The organism is Yinghuangia soli (assembly GCF_021502675.1).
Taxonomy (GTDB): Bacteria; Actinomycetota; Actinomycetes; order Streptomycetales; family Streptomycetaceae; genus Yinghuangia; species Yinghuangia soli.
In genome coordinates this window covers 243,729-263,288 of record NZ_JAKFHA010000003.1, presented here as the reverse complement: position 1 = coordinate 263,288, position 19,560 = coordinate 243,729, and the positions used below count along the sequence as shown (strand labels likewise).

The window sequence follows — 19,560 nt, the reverse complement described above, 5'->3', positions numbered from 1 at the left end:
AGTCGGTCTGGTAGGGTCGCAACATGGCTCGGGCGGCGGATACGACGAACATGGCGGCGGCGCGTCCGGCGCGCGGCACAGCGGCGGACGAGTCCGGGAAGCCCGCGAAGTCGACGTCGGGCAAGGCCGGTTCGGAGGCAGGCACGCCCCGCGGGCGGATCGACAAGCGCCGCGCCATCCTGGCCGCGGCCGAGGACGCCTTCACCCGCGAGGGCTACACGCTCGCCAGCCTGGACACGATCGCGGTCGAGGCCGGAGTCTCCAAGCCGACGATCTACAACCACTTCGGCGGCAAGGAGAACCTCTTCCGGACGGTGATCGCCGAGGCCGCCGGCGAGTCGCGCGAGCGGATCCTCTCGGCGCTCGAGGACTTCCCGGCCGACGGCGCCGAACTGCCCGGCCGCCTCACGGCCATCGCGCACCGCGTCGTCGAATGCCAGGCCGGTGCCAAGGGGTGGGCTTTGCAGCGCTTGGTCTACGCGGAGGCCGCCCGGTTCCCCGACCTGTACGACACCATCCGCGTCGGCGGTACCGTGCAGATCGTCGAGGCGCTCGCCGGACGCCTGGCCCGGCTCGCCCACAGCGGCCACCTGGACCTCGACGACCCGGTCACCGCCGCCGGCCAGTTCCTCGCCCTGGTCGCCGGCGACCTGCCGACGCTGACCGCGCTCGGCACCCGGCCCGTGGACCCCGACGCCCTCGACCGGGCCGTCGCCGCCGGGGTCACCACGTTCCTGCGCGCGTTCACACCGCGCTGACCGGCTGCGGGATCGCCGCGAGCAGCTCGCGCGTGTACGCCGCGCGCGGTGCGGTGAACACCGCCTCCCCGTCGCCGGTCTCCACGATCCTGCCGTCCTTCATCACCGCCACCCGGTCGCTCACGTGCCGGATGACGCCGAGGTCGTGGGAGATGAACAGCAGGGCGACCCCCAGCTCTGCCCGCACGTCGGCGAGCAGGTCGAGCACCTGCGCCTGCACGGACACGTCGAGCGCCGACACCGGCTCGTCGCACACGATGAGGTCGGGGCCCGTCGCCAATGCCCGGGCGATCGCCACGCGCTGCCGCTGCCCACCGGACAGCTCCCGGGGACGGCGGGTCAGCAGCGCCTTCGGAAGCCCCACCAGGTCCAGCAGTTCGGCCACCCGGGCATCCCGGGACCGGCGGCCGGCCAGGCCCACCCGCTCGCCGTCGGACCCCCGCCCCAACGCCTCGCCGACGATCCGCCGCACCGGATGGCGCGGATCGAACGACCCCAGCGGATCCTGCTGCACCGCCTGGATCCGCCGGCGCAGCGGACGCCGTTCGCGCTCGCCCACCCCGCTCCACGGCCGGCCCCCGAACACCACGCGTCCCGCATCCGGTTCGGTCAACCCGAGCACCATGCGCGCCATCGTCGTCTTGCCCGATCCGGACTCGCCCACCACACCGAGCGCTTCGCCCTCCGCGAGGGTGAACGACACCTCGTCGACCGCCTGGTGCCATCCGCCGTCCGGCGACCGGAAGCGCTTCGCGACGGCCTCCACCGACAGCAGCGGCGCCCCGGACGCCTCGGCCGCCGCGCGCGCGTCGCCGCGGGCGGCCGCATACGCCCGCAAGGCCTTGGCCGATCCCGCGGAAGTCCCGGACAGGCGCGTGCCTTTGGCATGCAGCGCCGGGACCGCCGCCAGGAGTGCCCGGGTGTACGGATGCCCGGGATCGGCCAACACCTGAGCCGCATCGCCGGACTCGACGAACACGCCGTCCTTCATCACCGCGATCCGGTCCGCCAGCCGCGCCACCACTGACAGGTCGTGGCTGATCAGCAGCAGCCCCGTGCCCTCGTCCCGCAACCGGCCCAGCAGGCCCAGGATCCTGGCCTCCACCGTGACGTCGAGCGCAGTGGTCGGCTCGTCGGCGATGAGCAGCTCGGGCCCGCCCGCGAGCGCCGAGGCGATCAACGCGCGCTGCCGCAGGCCGCCGGACAGTTCATGCGGGTGCTGCCGGGCCCGCCGTGCCGGATCCGGTATGCCGGCGTCGCCGAGCAGTTCCAGCACGCGGCCGCGCGTGCCGCTGCGCGGTACGAGGCCGTGGACGCGCAGCGGCTCGGCGACCTCGGCGCCGACCGTGCGCAGCGGGTCGAGCGAGACCAGGGCGTCCTGGAGCACGAGGCCGATCCGCCGGCCGCGCAGCCTGCGCCATCGCGACTCGGAGAGGCCGGCGAGGTCGGTGCCGCCGAACTCCAGCGTCCGGGCCCGCACCGAAGCACGGTCCCCGGCCAGGCCCACCAGCGACCTGGCCGTGACGCTCTTGCCCGAACCGGATTCGCCCACGATCGCCAGGCATTCGCCGCGGCGGACGGTCAAGGAGACCCCGCGGACCGCATCGACGGACCCCCGTCGTCCCGGAAAGGTGACGTGCAGGTCCTCCACACGTACGAGCACCGCACGCTCCGCATCGGCAGTACCCGCCCCGCGTGCGGCCGCGGCCTCGGCAGGAAGCGCCGGGGCGGCGGCGGGGCTGTCCGACGTCATCGCGCCGTCCTTCCGGAGAGTCGGTGCCGGGCACGGCTGCCCAGGATGTTGACGGTGACCACGGCGAGGGTCAACGCGGCACCCGGGAACACCGCGATCCACCATGCCGTGTCGAGGAAGTTGCGGCCCTCGGAGAGCATCGCCCCCCATTCGGGGGAAGGCGGTTGTGCGCCGAGCCCGAGGAAGCTCAGCCCGGACGCATTGATGAGCGCGGTGCCGAATCCGACCGTGCCGAGCACCAGCAGCGGGCCGACCGCATTCGGCAGCACGTGCCGCAGGACCACCGTGAAGCGCGGCAGGCCGAGGACCGTGGCGGCCTCCACGTAGCCGGAGCCGCGCACCACCATGGTCTCGGCGCGCACCAGCCGGGCGTACGCCGGCACGGCGGCGATCGCGACGGCGACCATCACGTTCACCGTCCCCTGGCCCGCCACCGTCACGATGAACAACGCGAGCAGCAGCTCGGGCAGCGACATCAGCACGTCGGCGGTCCGCATCAGGACGGCGTCCACGACGCGGCCGCCGAGCGCCGCCGCCAGCCCGACGACAGCGCCCGCCGCCACGGCGATCGCGGTCGCGCCGAGACCTATGAGCAGCGACGGGCGCGCCCCGTGCACGACGCGGGCGAACGTGTCCCGGCCGAGCTGGTCGGTGCCGAACCAGTGTGCTGCGCTCGGCCCCTGCAGCGCGTTCACCGGATCGGTCTCGGTCGGCGACGCGCCCGCCACAGCACCGGGGAACAGCACGCAAGCCAGCAGCAGGACAAGCAGGACGGCGGCCAGGGCGGTGCTCGGACGCGGCAGGCGCCATGACCGGCCCGGGACGCGAAGTGCCGTCACGGCCATCCCGTCACCCCTTCCTCAGCCGCGGATCGGCCACCCGGTAGAGCACATCGACCAGCTGCGAGATCACCGCGAAGCACAGCGCCGCCAGCAGCACGACACCCATCACCACCGGCATGTCCTTGGTCTCGACGGCCTGCAACGTCAGTGCGCCCACTCCCGGCCTGGCGAACACCTTCTCCACCAGCACCGTGCCGCCGAGCAGCGTGCCGGTCAGCCAGCCCGACAAGGTGGCCAGCGGCAGCGCGGCGTGCCGCAGCACATGCCGTATGCGCACGGCGGTCCGGCTGAGCCCGCGGGCCCGCGCGCTCAGCGCGAACGGCTCGTCCAGCGCGGCCTCCATGCTTTCGCGCAGCACCTGCGCCAGTACCGCGGACACCGGCAGGGCCAGCGTGACGGCCGGGAGCACGAGTGTCCCGGCGCCGCCCGATCCGGCGACCGGGAACCACCGCAGATGGAACGAGAACACCGTGAGCAGCGCGATGCCCAGCCAGAATCCCGGCACGGACACCGCCGCCAACTCCCAGGCCCGCGCCGCCGAACGCAGCACCCCGCGGCGACCCGCGGTCAGCACTGCGGCAGTCACCGAGAGCACCAGGGCGAGCCCCAGGGCGGCGAACGCCAGCTGCGCGGTCGGGCCGAACTGGTCGGCGATGAGGTCCCATACCGGGCGGCGCAGCTGGTACGACTCGCCCAGCCGCAGGTGCACGAGGTCGTCGAGATAGTCCACGTACTGCACGACCACCGGCCTGTCGAAGCCGTACTCGTCGCGGATCTGCTCGCGCACCGCGGGGGACGCGGTGGTCTGCGGCCCGAGCAGCGTCGCCACGGGGTCGCCCGGCAGCGCCTGCAGGCCCGCGAACGCGACCGTGGCCGCGCCGAACAGCACGACGGCGACCGCGGCGACCCGCGCCGCCACGGCACGGGCCAGTCGTGCCGCGCCCCGGCGGGCAATCCTCCCCGCCTGGTCGCCGGCCGCGGTCGCCGCACCGGCAGCGGGAGCTGCGGCCGGTGCGGCGGTGGACCCCGCCGGGGGAACGGCGGTCGTCTCGCTCGTCATGGGCGGGTGGTCCACACGTCGTAGAACAGCGGCCACGCGTTCGGGTCGAACTCCACGCCTGCCAGGTGCTTGGCGACCCCCAGCAGCGTCGTCGCCGAGTAGAGCGGCACGACGGCCGCGTGGTCGACGACCCAGGCCTGGGTCTTGCCGTACACGTCGGCGCGCGTCGCCTTGTCGAGCGTTGCCGCGCCCGCGGCCGTCCACTGGTCGATCTCCGGGTTGCTCAGCCACGCCGCGTTCTGCCCGCCCGAGCTCGGCAGGCTCGTCGAGCTGAAGTACAGGCGCAGCAGGTCGGGTTCGAAGCGCGCCCAGCTCATGTCGAGGAGGTCGTAGTTGCCCTTGTAGGCGTTGGTGGTGAAACTGCCCAGGTCCAGGGCCGGGCGCTGGACGTCGACGCCGATCTTCTTCAGGTCGGCCTGGATCGCCTGGGCGAGGATGTCGCGCTGTTCGCGGACCTGGCCCGGGGCGGCCGGCCAGCTCACCGTCAGCCGCTTGCCGTCCTTGGTGCGGAATCCGTCGCCGTCGCGGGCGCTCCAACCGGCCTCGTCCAGCAGCTTCCCGGCGAGTGCCGGGTCGTACGGCCACGTGTTGTCCAAGGCCGCGGAGAATCCCGGCGTCGCAGGGCCGAGCGGGCTCCATGCGCGCTTGTACTGGCCGAAGTACACCGCCTCGACGTTCTTGCCGACGTCGATGCCGCGCTGCACCGCCTTGCGCACCCGCTCGTCGTCGAACGGCGCGCGCGTGGTGTTGAGGAAGAGGCTGTAGACCGCGCCGGCGAAGTCGCGGCGCAGGATGCGGGTGCCCGAAGATCCCTCCACGGACTTGGCGTTCACGGGCGGGATCGCGGCCGCGGCGTCCACCTGCCCGGAGGTCAGCGCTCCCACCCGGACCGCGTCTTCCTGCAGGAACCGGTACGTGAGCTTGTCGAGGTAGGCGGCGCCCTGGTGCTTGGCCGTGGCCGGCGCCCACCGGTAGGCGGGGTTGTTCTCCAGGACCAGGCTCTGGCCCTTGGTGTAGCCGGCGACCTTGAACGGCCCGGTGCCCACCAGGTGGGTACCGCCGGCGCACAGCTTGTCGGCGCTGTCGGTGAGCGTGCGCGGCGAGTAGAAGCCGAGGTAGGCGGTGCTCGCCGCCTGGAGGAACGGCGCGAACGGCTTGTTGAAGCGCACGCGCACGGTCGACGGGTCGAGCACGTCGGTGCCCGCGTACGCGCCGCCGCCCAGAAGGCTCGCCGCGTACTGGGACTTGGTGGTCTTGGCCGCGATGTGCTCGAAGTTCGCCTTCACCGCCGCCGCGTCGAACGGCGCGCCGTCGGTGAACGTCACGTCCGTGCGCAGCTTGAAGGTGTAGCTCGTCAGGTCCGGTGCCACCTCCCACGAGGCGGCCAGCCAGGGGTGGAAGCCGCCCTGCGCGTCCTGGGAGACCAGCGAGTCGAAGACGTTCCGCTCGATGGACGCGGTGATGTCCTGCGGGCTGACGTGGATGTCGAAGCACGACGGCTCCGCATTGACCGCGATCGTGGCCGACCCGCCCCGGGTCGGCGCGCCCGTCGGGCCCGACCCTGCCGCACTGCCGCCCTTGTCGTCGGCGGCACAGGACACCGTGAGGAACGCGGCGGCCATCAGGGCCGCGCCGAGGGATCTGCCAGGGCGGTCGCGGAAAGCGGGCATCACACATGTCCAAGTCGTTCGCAGGGGTGTGCCGGAGCGGCGGAGCGCCGCCCGGCGCCGCGGCATCGCCCGGCGCTCGGAGTCTTCCGGCGGATCGAAAACTAGCCGCGCGCGGAATTTCCGGGACACCCCTAAGCCACCCCTACCGGCCCCAGGGTCCGGCACCGCCTCGAATGTCCTTCCCGGGTAGGGCATTTGACGTGCGCAGCCGCGGCTTTTTAGACTGCTGCACATCCTTTGGGTGGAGTGAAACACGCAGCGGGTCCGCTTCCGGACCCCCGATTTCGTCGGAGCGAGCCATGTCGGAGACCCCGGGCGGAGGCGCCCCGCGCCTTGCTCTGGTGGCTCGGCTGGACGTGGACCTCGCCCGCAAGTCCAGCGGGCTGTGTCGCTGACCGGGACATCACCGGAGCGGCCGCCCCTTTTTCGTTTCCGTCGGATTGCCGGGTAGTAAAAGACCCGGAAAATCCGCGGATCCGCATTCCGAAACGACCCCGGGAATATCCGTCGGGGGTCGTGGGCGGGCCAGGCGCTCAGGAATGTCCGGACCCAAGAAGACCGATGCACATGTTGTCCGGCACCGCGCGCCGACTCCCGGCGCACGCCGTGCCACTTCTCGGGGGAGGCAGCCGTGTTCCTGGCTGGACGCGCGGATGTACTGGCAAGGCTCGAAACGGCGCTCGAGCGCAGCGTACGCGGCACCGGAAGGGTGGTCACCGTCTCGGGGCCGGTGGCGATCGGCAAGAGCGCTCTGCTGCACGCCTTTTCCGAGCGTGTCGCCGACGACGGGAACGTGCGCGTTCTGCACGCCGTGTGCGGCCCGCTCGAACGCGACCTCCCCCTGGACGTGGCACGGCAGTTGCTGCAAGGCGTGGACACCCGCGAAGGGCCCGGCGCGAGCGCCGCCAAGCTCCTCGAGGACGCCGCGTACACCGCATCGTTCGCCGACGGCGAGGCCCCCAACAGCGCCATGCTCCGAACCCTGCGCGAACTGGCCGACGCGATTGCCGCGTTGGCCGACGCCGAACCGCTCGCGCTGTGCATCGACGACGTGCAGCACGCCGACCCGTTCTCTCTCGACCTGCTGGTGCAGCTCATCCGCCGGGTCCGCCGCGCCCGCGTCCTCGTGGTCCTGGCCGAGCGCGAGCACGGCTCCTGCTCGGCCTCCGGCTACCCGGCGTTCGCCGCCGAACTCGACCGCGAACCCGGCCACGAGCGCATCCGGCTCGGCTTGCTGCCCCGCGCCGCCGTCGCCGACGTGGTCGCCGACCGGCTCGGCGCCGCCGCCGGGGCCCGACTGGCCGCCGACGCCCACCAACTCAGCGGCGGAAGCCCGCTCTTGGTGCACGCCCTCCTCGAGGACCTCGGCGCCCGTGACGACCGGTTCCGGCGCACCGCGCCGCTCAGCGCCGACGCCGCCTACGGGCGCGCACTCGTCGGCTGCCTCTACCGCCTCGACCCCGTCGCCCTTCGCGTCGCGCAAGGCCTCGCGATCCTCGGCGAGACCGGCGAGACCGGGAACCTCGCCGAACTCGTCGGCCTGGAGCCCGGCACCGCGGCAGCGGCCGAGCAGGCCCTGCACAACGCGGGGCTGGTGGCGAGCGGCCGGTTCCACGATCCGCGCGCCCGCGCCGCCGTCCTCGACACCATGACCCGCGCCGAACGCGAGGCCGCGCACGCCACCGCCGCACGCCTGCTGCACATCGAGGGCATCCCGGACCCGCTCGTCGCCCGGCACCTGGCCGCCGCAGGCGGCAGCGACACCCCGTGGGCGGTGCGGACCCTGCGCGCCGCCGCCGAGGCGTCCGTCGGGGAAGGCGGCCTCGGCACCGCCGTCGAGTACCTCAAGCTCGCCGAACGCATCGCGGCCACCGAGTGCGAGCGCGTCTCGGTGAAGGCCTGCCTCGTCGGTCTGGAATGGCTGGTCGACCCGGCCCGCGCCGGGCGGCACGTCCCCTGGGTGCGCAAAGCGGTCCGGGAGAACCGGCTCACCGGCCGCGACGCGCTCCTGTGCGTGCGCTACCTCGCCTGGTACGGCTGCCTCGACGAGGCCAGGGCCGCCGTCGACGCCGGCCTCCGGCAGTGCGGGCCGGACGCCGACTGGCAGTTCGCGGCCGAGACCCGCACCGCACGCACCTGGCTCAAGTACTGGTACCCCGAACCCGATCCGGAACCGGACGCCGGACCGCTCGCCGCCCTGCCCGCCACCATCACCCGGATCGAAGGCCTGGACCTGCTCACCGCGGTGCTGTCCGGCGACGTCCAGGGCGACGAGGCCGAGACGCGCGCCGCCCGGATCCTGCAAGGGGCGATCCTCGACGACAGCACCCTGGAATCGCTCACCTCCGCCCTGACCGCCCTCGTGTACGCCGACCGCACCGCGGTCGCCAAGGAATGGTGCGCCGGCCTCGTCGGCCAGGCGGCCGCCCGGCACAGCCCCATCGCGCACGGCCTGTTCGCCGCCGTCCTCGCCGAGATCGCGGTACGCCAGGGCGACCTGCCCGCGGCCGAGGAGTACGGGCGCACCGCACTCGCCCGGGTCCGGCCGGAGGGCTGGGGCGTGGCCGTCGGGGTCCCGCTCGCCGCCCGCATCGTGTCCGCAGTCGCGCGCGGCGACCGCGAAGCCGCCGCCCGCCACCTCGAACTCCCGGTCCCCGGATTAATGTTCCGCACCCCGGCCGGACTGCACTACCTGCACGCCTGCGGCCGCTACAACCTGGCCACCGGACGCCTCGAAGCGGCCCTGCACGACTTCACCACCTGCGGACGCCTCATGGCGGAGTGGGGCGTCGACCTGCCCGGCCTCGTGCCCTGGCGGGTCGAGGCCGCCCGCGCCCACCTGGCGCTCGGTGACGAGGACGCCGCGGCGGCGCTGCTCGACGACCAGCTCGCCGTCCTGCCCGCGGGGCCGTCGCGCACCCGCGGACTCGCGCTGGCCGTACAGGCGGGGACCGTCGAACTGCGCCGCCGCCCGCCGCTGCTGTGGCAAGCGGTACGCGAACTCCAGGCGGCCGGCGACCTGTTCGAGCTGTCGCAGGCGTACGGCGCGCTGAGCCTGGCCTACCGGGACCTCGACGAGTTCGGCCGCGCCCGCAGGGCCGCCGACCGCGCAGCCAACCTCGCCGCGGCCTGCCAGGCGGAACAGCCCGCCCATACTCTGCTGGTGTCCGACCGCCTCGCGGCCGTCCCGGACCGGAACGACCCAGCGGACGCGGAACTGCCCGCGCCGATACCCGTGCCGCGCGCCCGCACCCCGCGCGAGCCCGAGCCGCCGCGCCCGGCAGAAGAGTCCGAGGCGGCGGACCTCAGCGTCGCTGAACGCCGGGTCGCGGCGCTCGCCGCGAAGGGCTACACGAACCGGGAGATCTCCCGTCGGCTGTTCGTGACCGTGAGCACGGTCGAACAGCACCTCACCCGCGCCTACCGCAAGCTCGGTGTCGCCCGACGCCTCGACCTGCCGCCGTGGCTCGAAGCGGACATCGCCGGATAGGCGGAGGCGGGCGGGAAAGCGGCCGGGTCCCCGAAGGGGCCCGGCCGCGTGGGGGGGGCCCCCCCCCGCCCCCCGCCCTACCCCCGCGGCCGCCCCCCCCCCCCCCCCCCCCCGCTTCGGCGTTCCCACGCCGCGCCCCCTGCCTTCCCCGCGTCCCTCCCCGCACCCGTCCCCACCTGGGCGAACGCCCGCCGATCAGGGGGCAGTAGGGGATCGGCAGGGGTTAACCGGGAGCCCCTGCGCGACGAGGGTTGGTGGTGCTCGGGGAAGCGCCCGGGGCCCGGCGACGGCCCCGGCCGCCGCGCCGGGTGCGATCCACCGGCATCCCGCACGAGGGGCGGCAACAACCGTGACGACCCAGCAACGACTCCCGCACGCAGAGCCCATCGCCGTGATCGGCATCGCCTGCCGGCTGCCCGGCGCGGCCGACCCGCAGGCGTACTGGCGGCTGCTGCACGACGGCCGCGCCGCGATCGCCGCGCCGTCCGCGAGCAGGAATGCGGACAGCGCGGTGCCCGGGGCGGCTCCGCTGCCGCCGGGCGGGTACCTGGACCGCGTCGACGCGTTCGACGCCGCCTTCTTCGGCATCGCGCCGAACGAGGCCGACGGGCTCGACCCGCACCAGCGGCTCGCCCTCGAACTCGGCTGGGAGGCCGCCGAAGACGCCGGCCTGACCCCCGCCGTCCTCGGGGCGGGCCGCGCCGGGGTGTTCGTCGGCGCGACGTCCTCCGACTGGGCCACCCTCGTGCACCGCGGCGGCTCCGGTGCCGTCACCCGGCACACCTTCACCGGCACCGCCCGCGGACTGGTGGCCAACCGGGTCTCGTGGGCACTCGGGCTGACCGGGCCGAGCGTCACCGTCGACACCGCGCAGTCCTCCGCGCTGGTCGCCGTGCACCAGGCCGTCGAAAGCCTGCGCGCCGGGGAGTCCACCGTGGCGCTCGCCGGCGGTGTGCACCTGAACCTCGCGCAGGAAAGCACCCTCGGCGCCGACCTGTTCGGGGCGCTGTCGCCCGACCACCGGTGCCACACCTTCGACGCCCGCGCCAACGGATTCGTGCGCGGCGAAGGCGGCGCGCTGGTCGTCCTCAAGCCCCTGCGGGCCGCACAGGCCGACCGCGACCGCATCTACGCGGTGATCCGCGGCAGCGCGGTGAGCAGCGACGGCGCGACCGACGGACTCACCGTGCCGAGCCCCGATGCGCAGGCCGACGCGCTGCGCCGGGCCCTGGCCCGGGCCGGGACCGACCCGGGCACGGTGCAGTACGTTGAACTGCACGGCACCGGCACCAAGGTCGGCGACCCGATCGAAGCCCGCGCGCTCGGCACGGTCTACGGAACGGGCCGCGACCCGCACGACCCTCTCGAGGTCGGCTCGGCCAAGACCAACATCGGCCACCTGGAGGGCGCCGCGGGCATCGCCGGGCTGCTGAAGGCCGTCCTCGCCGTCCACCACCGCGAGCTGCCCGCGAGCCTCAACTACGCCGCGCCCAACCCCGCGATCGACTTCGCCGCCGACCGGCTGCGGGTCCGCACCGACCCCGGTGCGTGGCCGCATCCCGACCGGCCCCTGGTCGCCGGGGTCAGCGCGTTCGGCATCGGCGGCACGAACTGCCATGTCATCCTCGCCGAACCGGGCCGGGCACCGCGCAGGCGCCGCCCGACCTCCGGAGCGGCGGGCCCGCGCCTGTTCGCGCCCGGCGTGCGGGCGTACGCCTGGCCGGTGTCGGCGCGTTCGCCGAGCGCGGCCGCGGCGCAGGCCGGCCGGCTCCGGGCCGCGGCCGTCGACCGCGAGCCGGCGGACGTGGCGTACACGCTCGCCGTCGCCCGCGCCCGCCTCCCGCACCGCGCCGTCGTCGCCGCCGACTCGCGGGACGACCTGCTCACCGGGCTCGGCAGCATCGCCGGCGGCGTCCCCGCGCGCAGCGTCGCCCTCGGTACCGCCCGCGCCGACCGGCCGGCCGTCCTGGTCTTCCCCGGCCAGGGCTCGCAGTGGCCCGGCATGGCCGCCGAACTCCTCGATGCCTCACCCGTCTTCGCCGAGCACGTACGTGCTTGCGCAGACGCCCTCGCGCCACACGTCGACTGGGATCCGGAGGCCGTGCTGCGCGGCCGCGACGGGGCCGCCGACCTGGAGCGCGTCGACGTCGTCCAGCCCGCACTGTTCGCCGTCATGGTCGCCCTGGCCCGGACCTGGGAGGCGTTCGGCGTCCGGCCCGCCGCGGTCATCGGCCACTCCCAGGGCGAGATCGCCGCAGCGCACATCGCGGGCGCGCTGTCGCTGCAGGACGCCGCCGCGATCGTCGCCAAGCGCAGCCGCCTGATCCGCGAGCACCTCGCCGGGCTCGGCGGCATGGCGTCGATCCCGCGCCCGGCCGCCGAGGTCGCCGAACGCATCGAGCGCTTCCCGGACCGCCTCGCCGTGGCCGCGGTCAACGGCCCCGGTGTGACCGTGGTCTCCGGCGAGTCCGAGGCACTTGCCGAACTCCTCGACGCCTACCGGGCCGAAGGCGTCGACGTGCGGTCGATCCCCGTCGACTACGCCTCGCACTCACCGCAGGTCGACACCCTCCGCGACGCACTCGGAGCCGAGCTGCGCGGCATCGCGCCCGGCGCCGGCGGCGTGCCGTTCTACTCGACGGTCACCGGCGCGCGCGCCGAGCCCGGCGCCCTGGACGCCGACTACTGGTTCCGCAACCTGCGCGGCACCGTCCGCTTCGAGGACGCGATACGCGCCGCGCTCGCCGACGGCCACCGCGTCTTCGTCGAGGCCAGTGCGCACCCGGTGCTCGCGTACGGGCTGCGCCAGGTCTTCGACGCCGCCGGAGCAGAGGACGCGGCCGCGGTCGGCACGCTGCGCCGCGGCGAGGGCGGACCCGTGCGCCTGCTGGCCTCGGCAGCGGAGGCGTTCGCCGCCGGGGCGCCCGTCGACTGGAGCGCCGCCGTGCCCGCCGATGCGCGGCGCACCGACCTGCCCACGTACCCGTTCGAGCGCCGCCGCCACTGGCTGCCGGCCGCCGTCGGGGGCCACGTGGCCGGCCCTGCGGACACCGGCCATGCCACCGCCCCGTCCGACCCGGTCGGGTCGGACCGAGCCGCCGGCGCCACCCCTGCCGAGCCCGACCGGGCCCGGCACGACCACCTCGCGCTCGTGCGCGCCGCAGCTGCCGCCGTCCTCGGCCACGCGTCGGCGGCGGCCGTCGATCCCGACGCCACCTTCAAGGACCTCGGCTTCGACTCGGTCGGCGCCGTCGAGTTCCGCGACCGGCTCGCCGCCGCGGGCGCCGCCCGGCTGCCCGCATCGCTGACGTACGACCACCCGACACCTCGCGCCGTGGCCCATCTCCTCGCCGCCGACACGGCCGGCACCGAGCCGCTCGGCGGAGCGGACTCGGCAGGGCCCGGGACGGCTCCGGCCGACCCGGACGACGACCCGGTCGTCATCGTCGCGGCCGGAGGCCGGTGGCCCGGCGGCGCGACCGGCCCCGAAGCCCTGTGGGCGCTGCTCGACGCCGGCACCGACGCCATCGGCCCGTTCCCCGCCAACCGCGGCTGGGACCTCGACGCGCTCTACGACCCGGACCTCACCGCCACCGGCACCTCCTACGTGCGCACCGGCGGATTCCTCTACGACGCGGACGAGTTCGACGCCGGGTTCTTCGGCATCAGCCCCCGCGAGGCCGCGGCGACCGATCCGCAGCAGCGGCTGCTCCTGGAGACCGCGTGGGAGGTCGTCGAGCGCGCCGGCATCGACCCGGCCGACCTGCGCGGCACCCGCGCAGGCGTCTTCGTCGGCGCCATGCAGCAGGACTACGGGCCGCGTCTGCACGAAGCCCCGGAAGGCTACGGAGGGCACCTGCTCACCGGTGCGCTCGGCAGCGTCGCGTCGGGCCGCCTCGCCTACACGCTCGGCCTCGAAGGTCCGGCCGTCACCGTCGACACGGCCTGCTCGTCGTCGCTGGTCGCCCTGCACCTGGCCGCCCGCGCGCTGCGCGCGGGGGAGTGCACGCTCGCGCTGGCGGGAGGCGTGACCGTCATGTCCACGCCGGGCATGTTCACCGAGTTCAGCCGCCAGCACGGCCTCGCCCGCGACGGGCGCTGCAAGCCGTTCGCGGACGCCGCCGACGGCACCGCGTGGTCCGAAGGCGTCGCCCTGCTCCTGCTCGAACGCCTCTCCGACGCACGGCGCGCGGGCCGCACCGTGCTCGCCGTCGTACGTGGCAGCGCCGTCAACCAGGACGGCGCCAGCAACGGTCTGACCGCCCCCAACGGCCCCGCCCAGCAGCGCGTCATCCGCCAGGCCCTCGCCGACGCCGGACTCGGCCCCGCCGACATCGACGTCGTCGAGGCGCATGGCACCGGCACCGCACTCGGCGACCCGATCGAGGCGCAGGCGCTCATCGCCGCCTACGGTCCGGGCCATACCCCCGAACGCCCGCTGCTGGTCGGCTCCGCCAAGTCGCAGCTCGGCCACACGCAGGCGGCCGCGGGCGCCACCGGCGTGATCGCGATCGTCGAGGCGCTGCGCCGCGGCCGGGTGCCCGGCACCCTGCACTTCGACGCACCCAGCCGGCACGTCGACTGGAGCGCGGGCACCGTCGCCGTCGCCGACCGGTCCCGCGCATGGCCCGAGACCGGCAGGCCGCGGCGCGCCGCCGTCTCCTCGTTCGGCATCAGCGGCACCAATGCCCACGTCATCCTCGAACAGGCACCGCACGACGACCGCGGCACCGCGCCCGCGACCCTGCCCGCGGACGCCGACGACGCCGGCCCGTGGCTGCTGTCGGCCGCCGACCCCGGAGCGCTGCGCGCGCAGGCCGACCGGCTCCGCGCCCACCTGGACGCCCGACCCGGCACCGCGCTCGGCGACCTCGCCCACGCCCTCGCGACTACCCGAGCGGTCCTGCCGCACCGGGCGGTCGTGACGGGGCGCGGCGACGCCGACCTCCGGCGCGGCCTCGACGCGCTGGCGGCGGGGGAGACCGCGGCCGGCCTCGTCGTCGGCAGCGTCCAACCGGCCGGTCCGCTTGCCGTGATGTTCACCGGCCAAGGCAGCCAGCGCCCCGGCGCGGGCCGTGAACTGTACGCGGCAGAACCGCTTTTCGCCCGTGCGCTCGACGAGATCTGCGGCCATTTCGACGTCCTCCTCGACCGTCCGCTGCTCGAGGTGATGTTCGCCGAACCCGGCACCGAGGACGCAGCCCTCCTGCACGCCACCGCCTACACCCAGCCCGCGCTGTTCGCCTTGGAGACGGCGCTGCACCGGCTCGCCTCGTCCTACGGGCTGCACGGCGATCTCCTCATCGGCCACTCCATCGGCGAACTCGCCGCCGCGCACGCCGCCGGCGTCCTCGACCTCGCCGACGCGGCCGCGCTCGTCGCAGCCCGCGGCCGGCTCATGGGCGCGCTGCCGCCCGACGTCGGCGCGATGGCCGCACTGCAGGGGACCGAAGCCGAGATCCGGCCGCTGCTCGCCGGCCACGAGGCGGACGCCGGCGTCGCCGCCGTGAACGGGCCCGACTCGGTCGTCGTGTCCGGGACCGCGCATGTCATCGACGACATCGCGGCCGCCTGGGCCGCCACCGGACGCAAGACCAAGCGCCTCCAGGTCAGCCACGCCTTCCACTCGCCCCACATGGACGCCGTGCTCGACGAGTTCCGCACCGTGGCCGCCGGGCTGCGCTACACCGAACCGCACACCCCGGTCGTCTCCAACCTCACCGGGCGCCTCGCCCGACCGGGCGAGCTCACCGACCCCGAGTACTGGGTCCGGCACATCCGCGGCGCCGTGCGCTTCCACGACGGTGTCCGTGCACTCGCCGCCGCAGGCACCGGCAGCTACCTCGAACTCGGCCCCGACGCCGTGCTGACCGCGCTCGTGCACACCGCCGCGGTCGACGCCCGCACCGCCACCCCCGTACTGCGCGCCGGGCAGAGCGAAGCCCGCACGTTCGCGCACGCGCTCGCCGCACTGCACACCACCGGGACACACGTCGCATGGGACGCCGCCTTCGAGGGCCGCGACGTCCGCGGCAGCAAGGTCGCCCTCCCCACCTACCCGTTCCAGCGCCGCCGCCACTGGCTGGACGCCGCCACACCCGTCCCCGGCGTCACCGCCGCGGGCATCGACGAGGCCCGACACCCGCTGCTCGGCGCATCGGTCGAACGCGCGGACGGCACCGGGCGCGTGTGGACCGGCGTCCTCGACCTGCGCACCCACCCGTGGCTCGCCGACCATGCGGTGCACGGCACCGTGCTGCTGCCCGGCACCGCGTTCGTCGACCTCGCCCTGCACGCCGCCGACCGCAGTGGCGCCGCCGGGATCGACGAACTCGTCCTGGAAGCGCCGCTGGTCCTTCCCGACGACGGTGCCGTGCGCATCGAGCTCGCGGTCGGCCCGGCCGACGCGGACGGCGCCCGAACCGTCACCGTCCACTCCCGCCCCCACACCACGCCCGCGGACCCGGCCGACGGACCCGCCTGGACCCGGCACGCCTCCGGACGCCTCGGAACGCCGGGCCCGACGGCGGACCCGTTCGACGCCTCGGCCTGGCCGCCGCCGGGCGCGGTGCCGGTCGACACAACCGGCCTGTACGAGGAACTGGCCGCCCTCGGCTACGACTACGGCCCGGCGTTCCAGGGCCTGCGCGCGGCCTGGCGCGACGGCGGGACCGTCTACGCCGAGGTCGCGTTGCCCGCCGCGGCCGACGCCGCGGGAACGCGCCCCGGAGCGCACCGCATGCACCCGGCGCTGCTGGATGCGGCACTGCACGCCGTGGTCGGGCTGCTGCCCGGCGACGGTGCCACCCTTCTCCCGTTCACCTGGACCGGCGTGACGCAGCCGGCCGCGGCGCCGACCGCGCTGCGCGTGCGGATCGCCCCGACAGCCACCGGCACCGTCGCACTTTCCTTCGCCGACGGCGAGGGCACCCCGCTGTTCGACACCCGCGCGCTCGCGCTGCGCGCTCTGCCCGCCGGAGCCTTCGCGGCGGCGACGGGCCCGGCCGACGCCTGGCACGAAGTCGCCTGGATCCGGCCCGACACACCTGCGACCGCGCAGCACACCTGGTGGGTGATCGGCGCCCCCGAGACCGACGCCCTCGGTCTCGCATCCCCCGCGGCGCCGCCTGCCGTCGCCGTCCACGCCGATCTCGACGGTCTGCGCAAGGTGCTCGGCGAGACCCCGGCCGACGCCCGGCCGGGCCACGTCCTCGCGGTCGTCGGGACCGGCTCCGAGCAGGATGCGACGGCTGCCCGGACGGCCGTGGCACAGGCCTTGGCCCTCCTTCAGGGATGGGCCGCCGCCCCGGAAACCGAAGGCGCCACCTTGGTCCTGACGACCCGCCAGGCGGTCGCCACCCACACCGGCGAAGGAATCGCCGACCTGGCCGCCGCCGCGGTGTGGGGCCTGGTCCGCGCCGCCCGCACCGAACACCCCGGCCGATTCGCCCTCCTCGACCTCGACACCCACCCCGACTCGCCCGCCGCGATACCCGCGGCACTGGGTGCGGGCGAGGCACAGACCGCGATCCGCGCGGGAGAACTCCTCGTCGCCCGCATCGCCGATGCGTCGGCGGACGACATCGCGCCGCCTGCCGGAACGGCGGAACACGCCTGGCGCATCGACACACTCGCCCCCGGCAGCCTCGACAGCGTCGGCGCCGTGCCCGCTCCCGAGGCCGAAGCACCGCTCGGCGCGGGCGAGGTGCGCATCGCGGTCCGCGCCGCGGGCCTCAACTTCCGCGACGTGCTCATCGCGCTCGGCGTCTACCCGGGCACCGCACGCATCGGCGCGGAAGCCGCCGGCGTCGTCGCGGAAGTCGGACCGGACGTCACCCGGTTCGGCGTCGGCGACCGGGTCATGGGCCTGGTCCCCGGCCACCTGGGGCCGGTCGCCACCGTCGACGCGCGGCTGCTGGCCCGCATCCCCGAGCACTGGACCTACGCCGAGGCCGCCACCGTTCCGGTCGCGTTCCTCACCGCCTACCACGGCCTGGTCGACCTGGCCGGGCTGGCAGCGGGCGAGGCGGTGCTGATCCACGCCGCCACCGGAGGCGTCGGCAGCGCCGCCGTACAACTCGCCCGGCACCTCGGCGCCGACGTGTTCGGCACCGCGAGCCCCGCCAAGTGGACGGCGCTGCGCACCGCGGGCCTCGCCGACGACCGGATCGCGTCGTCCCGCAGCCTGGACTTCGCGCCGCGGTTCCGCGCCGCCACCGACGACCGCGGGGTCGACGTCGTCCTCAACGCCCTCGCCCACGAGTTCACCGACGCCTCCCTCGGACTCCTGGCAACCGGCGGGCGGTTCGTGGAAATGGGCAAGACCGACCAGCGCGACCCCGACCGGGTCGCCGCCGACCACCCCGGCGTCCGCTACACCGCATTCGACCTGCTGACGCTCGAACCCGACGCGGTCCGCCGCATGCTCGCCGCCCTGGCCCCGCTGTTCGCCGACGGAACGCTCTCTCCGCTCCCCGCCACCGCGTGGGACGCCCGGCACGCGGTGCGCGCCGTGCGCCACCTCGGCCAGGCCCGGCACACCGGCAAACTCGTGCTGACCTTCCCGACCCCGCGCGACCCCGACGGCACGGTGCTCGTCACCGGCGGCACCGGAACCCTCGGCGCCCTCGCCGCGCGGCGCCTGGTCGAGCGGCACGGCATCCGGCACCTGCTCCTCGCCGCCCGCAGCGGCGGCACCGGGCCCGGCGCCGCCGGCCTGCGGGACGAACTCCTCGCCCTCGGGGCAGCATCCGTCCGCATCGCCGCCTGCGACATCGGAGACCGCGACCAGGCCGCCGCGCTCCTCGACGCCATTCCCGCAGAGCACCCGCTGACCGCCGTCGTGCACACCGCCGGGACGACCGCCGACGCGCCGCTCGCCGCAGTCACCGCCGACCATCTCGCCCGCACGTTCGACGGCAAGGCCGACGGCGCCTGGCACCTGCACGACCTCACCCGGCACCTGGACCTGTCCGCGTTCGTCCTCTACTCCTCCGCGGTCGCCACCGCGGGCAACCCCGGGCAGAGCGCCTACGCCTCCGCCAACGCGTTCCTCGACGCCCTCGCCCACCACCGCCGCAACACGGGACTGCCCGCTACCTCCGCGGGCTGGGGACTGTGGGCCGACGCCGGCGGCCTGGCTGCGGACCTGACGCGCACCGACCTCGCCCGCCTTGCGGGCGCGGGCATCGCACCGCTGCCCACCGAGGTCGGCCTGGAGCTGTTCGACCGCGTCCTGGACACCGCTCTCCCGCACGCCCTGCCCGCCCGCTTCGACACCCGCACGCTGCGCGAGGGCGCCGCACACGACCTGCTCGCCGGACTCGCGGCCGCACGCCGCCGCCACCGACCGGCCACGACTCCCTCCGCGGCACCGGAACCTGCCGGTCTGGCCGCCCGCCTGGCCGCCCGCAGCCCCGAGGAGCGGCGCCGGGACCTGCTCGGCCACGTCCGCAGCACCGCGGCAGCCGTGCTCGGCCACGACGGACCCGGCGCCGCCGACCTGATCCGGCCCGAGCGCGGCTTCATGGACGCCGAGTTCGACTCGCTCGGCGCCATCGAACTGCGCAACCGGCTTAGCGCCGAGACCGGGCTCGACCTGCCGTCCACCCTCGTCTTCGACCACCCCACCCCCGCGGCCCTCGCGGACTATCTGGCCGAGCGCTTCGCACCGGCCGCCCCCGTGTCCGAGACCGAGCGGCTGATCGCCGACCTGGACCGCTGGGACGGCCTGCTGTCCGGCCTCGACCTGGACCCGGGCAGCGGCACCGCCCTTGCCGACCGGCTGCGCTCCCTGCTCGACCGCGTCGCCCCGGCAGCAGGAGTGCCGGCCGCCACTTCCGCGGACGTCGCCGTCCGCCTCGGCGCCGTCGGCGACGACGAACTCTTCGACTTCATCGACAACGAACTCGGTATTGCCTGACCGGCCGCCCCCGGACCCCCGCCCGCCCGACCACCAGGCGCCGAGCCGCCGCACGCAAAGGCAGA

At 75.2% G+C, this 19,560-nt stretch carries 7 protein-coding genes; 3 read left to right on the top strand and 4 right to left on the bottom strand.

Annotated features, from left to right (window positions below; genetic code table 11):
• Nucleotides 1-23 precede the first annotated feature (23 nt).
• Nucleotides 24-758 (top strand): TetR/AcrR family transcriptional regulator, encoded by a 735-nt coding sequence (locus LZ495_RS08035; protein WP_235051308.1) that lies wholly within the window; start codon nt 24-26, stop codon nt 756-758.
• Here LZ495_RS08035 and LZ495_RS08030 read toward each other — a convergent pair.
• The 4 genes from LZ495_RS08030 to LZ495_RS08015 are packed head-to-tail and all read right to left on the bottom strand — an operon-like array spanning nt 745 to nt 6,083.
• Nucleotides 745-2,511, bottom strand: a complete 1,767-nt coding sequence (locus tag LZ495_RS08030) for a dipeptide ABC transporter ATP-binding protein (RefSeq protein ID WP_235051307.1) — start codon at nt 2,509-2,511, stop codon at nt 745-747. The two genes, LZ495_RS08035 and LZ495_RS08030, sit on opposite strands and share 14 nt — an antisense overlap.
• The gene (locus tag LZ495_RS08025) at nt 2,508-3,356 is read right to left on the bottom strand and encodes an ABC transporter permease (protein WP_235051306.1); all 849 of its coding nucleotides are present in this window, start codon (nt 3,354-3,356) and stop codon (nt 2,508-2,510) included. Before LZ495_RS08025 ends, LZ495_RS08030 begins: the two co-directional genes overlap by 4 nt.
• A gap of 4 nt (nt 3,357-3,360) precedes the next feature.
• Complete coding sequence (locus tag LZ495_RS08020; RefSeq protein ID WP_235051305.1) at nt 3,361-4,413, bottom strand: ABC transporter permease; 1,053 nt, start codon at nt 4,411-4,413, stop codon at nt 3,361-3,363.
• The gene (locus LZ495_RS08015; protein ID WP_235051304.1) at nt 4,410-6,083 is read right to left on the bottom strand and encodes an ABC transporter substrate-binding protein; all 1,674 of its coding nucleotides are present in this window, start codon (nt 6,081-6,083) and stop codon (nt 4,410-4,412) included. The genes LZ495_RS08020 and LZ495_RS08015 overlap by 4 nt, the downstream gene beginning before the upstream one ends.
• 631 nt (nt 6,084-6,714) lie before the next feature.
• On the opposite strand from LZ495_RS08015, the gene LZ495_RS08010 reads away from it, so the two are divergent.
• Together LZ495_RS08010 and LZ495_RS08005 are read left to right on the top strand one after the other, a co-directional pair.
• Complete coding sequence (locus LZ495_RS08010) at nt 6,715-9,573, top strand: helix-turn-helix transcriptional regulator (protein ID WP_235051303.1); 2,859 nt, start codon at nt 6,715-6,717, stop codon at nt 9,571-9,573.
• A 349-nt stretch (nt 9,574-9,922) separates the two neighbouring features.
• Nucleotides 9,923-19,495, top strand: coding sequence for an SDR family NAD(P)-dependent oxidoreductase (locus LZ495_RS08005; protein WP_235051302.1), 9,573 nt, complete (start codon nt 9,923-9,925; stop codon nt 19,493-19,495).
• The last annotated feature ends 65 nt before the right edge of the window (nt 19,496-19,560 follow it).

What these genes read in the sequence shown, in the direction of transcription:
- LZ495_RS08035 (WP_235051308.1), top strand. Translation starts at nt 24, where the DNA reads ATGGCTCGGGCGGCGGATACGACGAACATGGCGGCGGCGCGTCCGGCG.
- LZ495_RS08030 (WP_235051307.1), bottom strand. Translation starts at nt 2,511, where the DNA reads ATGACGTCGGACAGCCCCGCCGCCGCCCCGGCGCTTCCTGCCGAGGCC.
- LZ495_RS08025 (WP_235051306.1), bottom strand. Translation starts at nt 3,356, where the DNA reads ATGGCCGTGACGGCACTTCGCGTCCCGGGCCGGTCATGGCGCCTGCCG.
- LZ495_RS08020 (WP_235051305.1), bottom strand. Translation starts at nt 4,413, where the DNA reads ATGACGAGCGAGACGACCGCCGTTCCCCCGGCGGGGTCCACCGCCGCA.
- LZ495_RS08015 (WP_235051304.1), bottom strand. Translation starts at nt 6,083, where the DNA reads ATGCCCGCTTTCCGCGACCGCCCTGGCAGATCCCTCGGCGCGGCCCTG.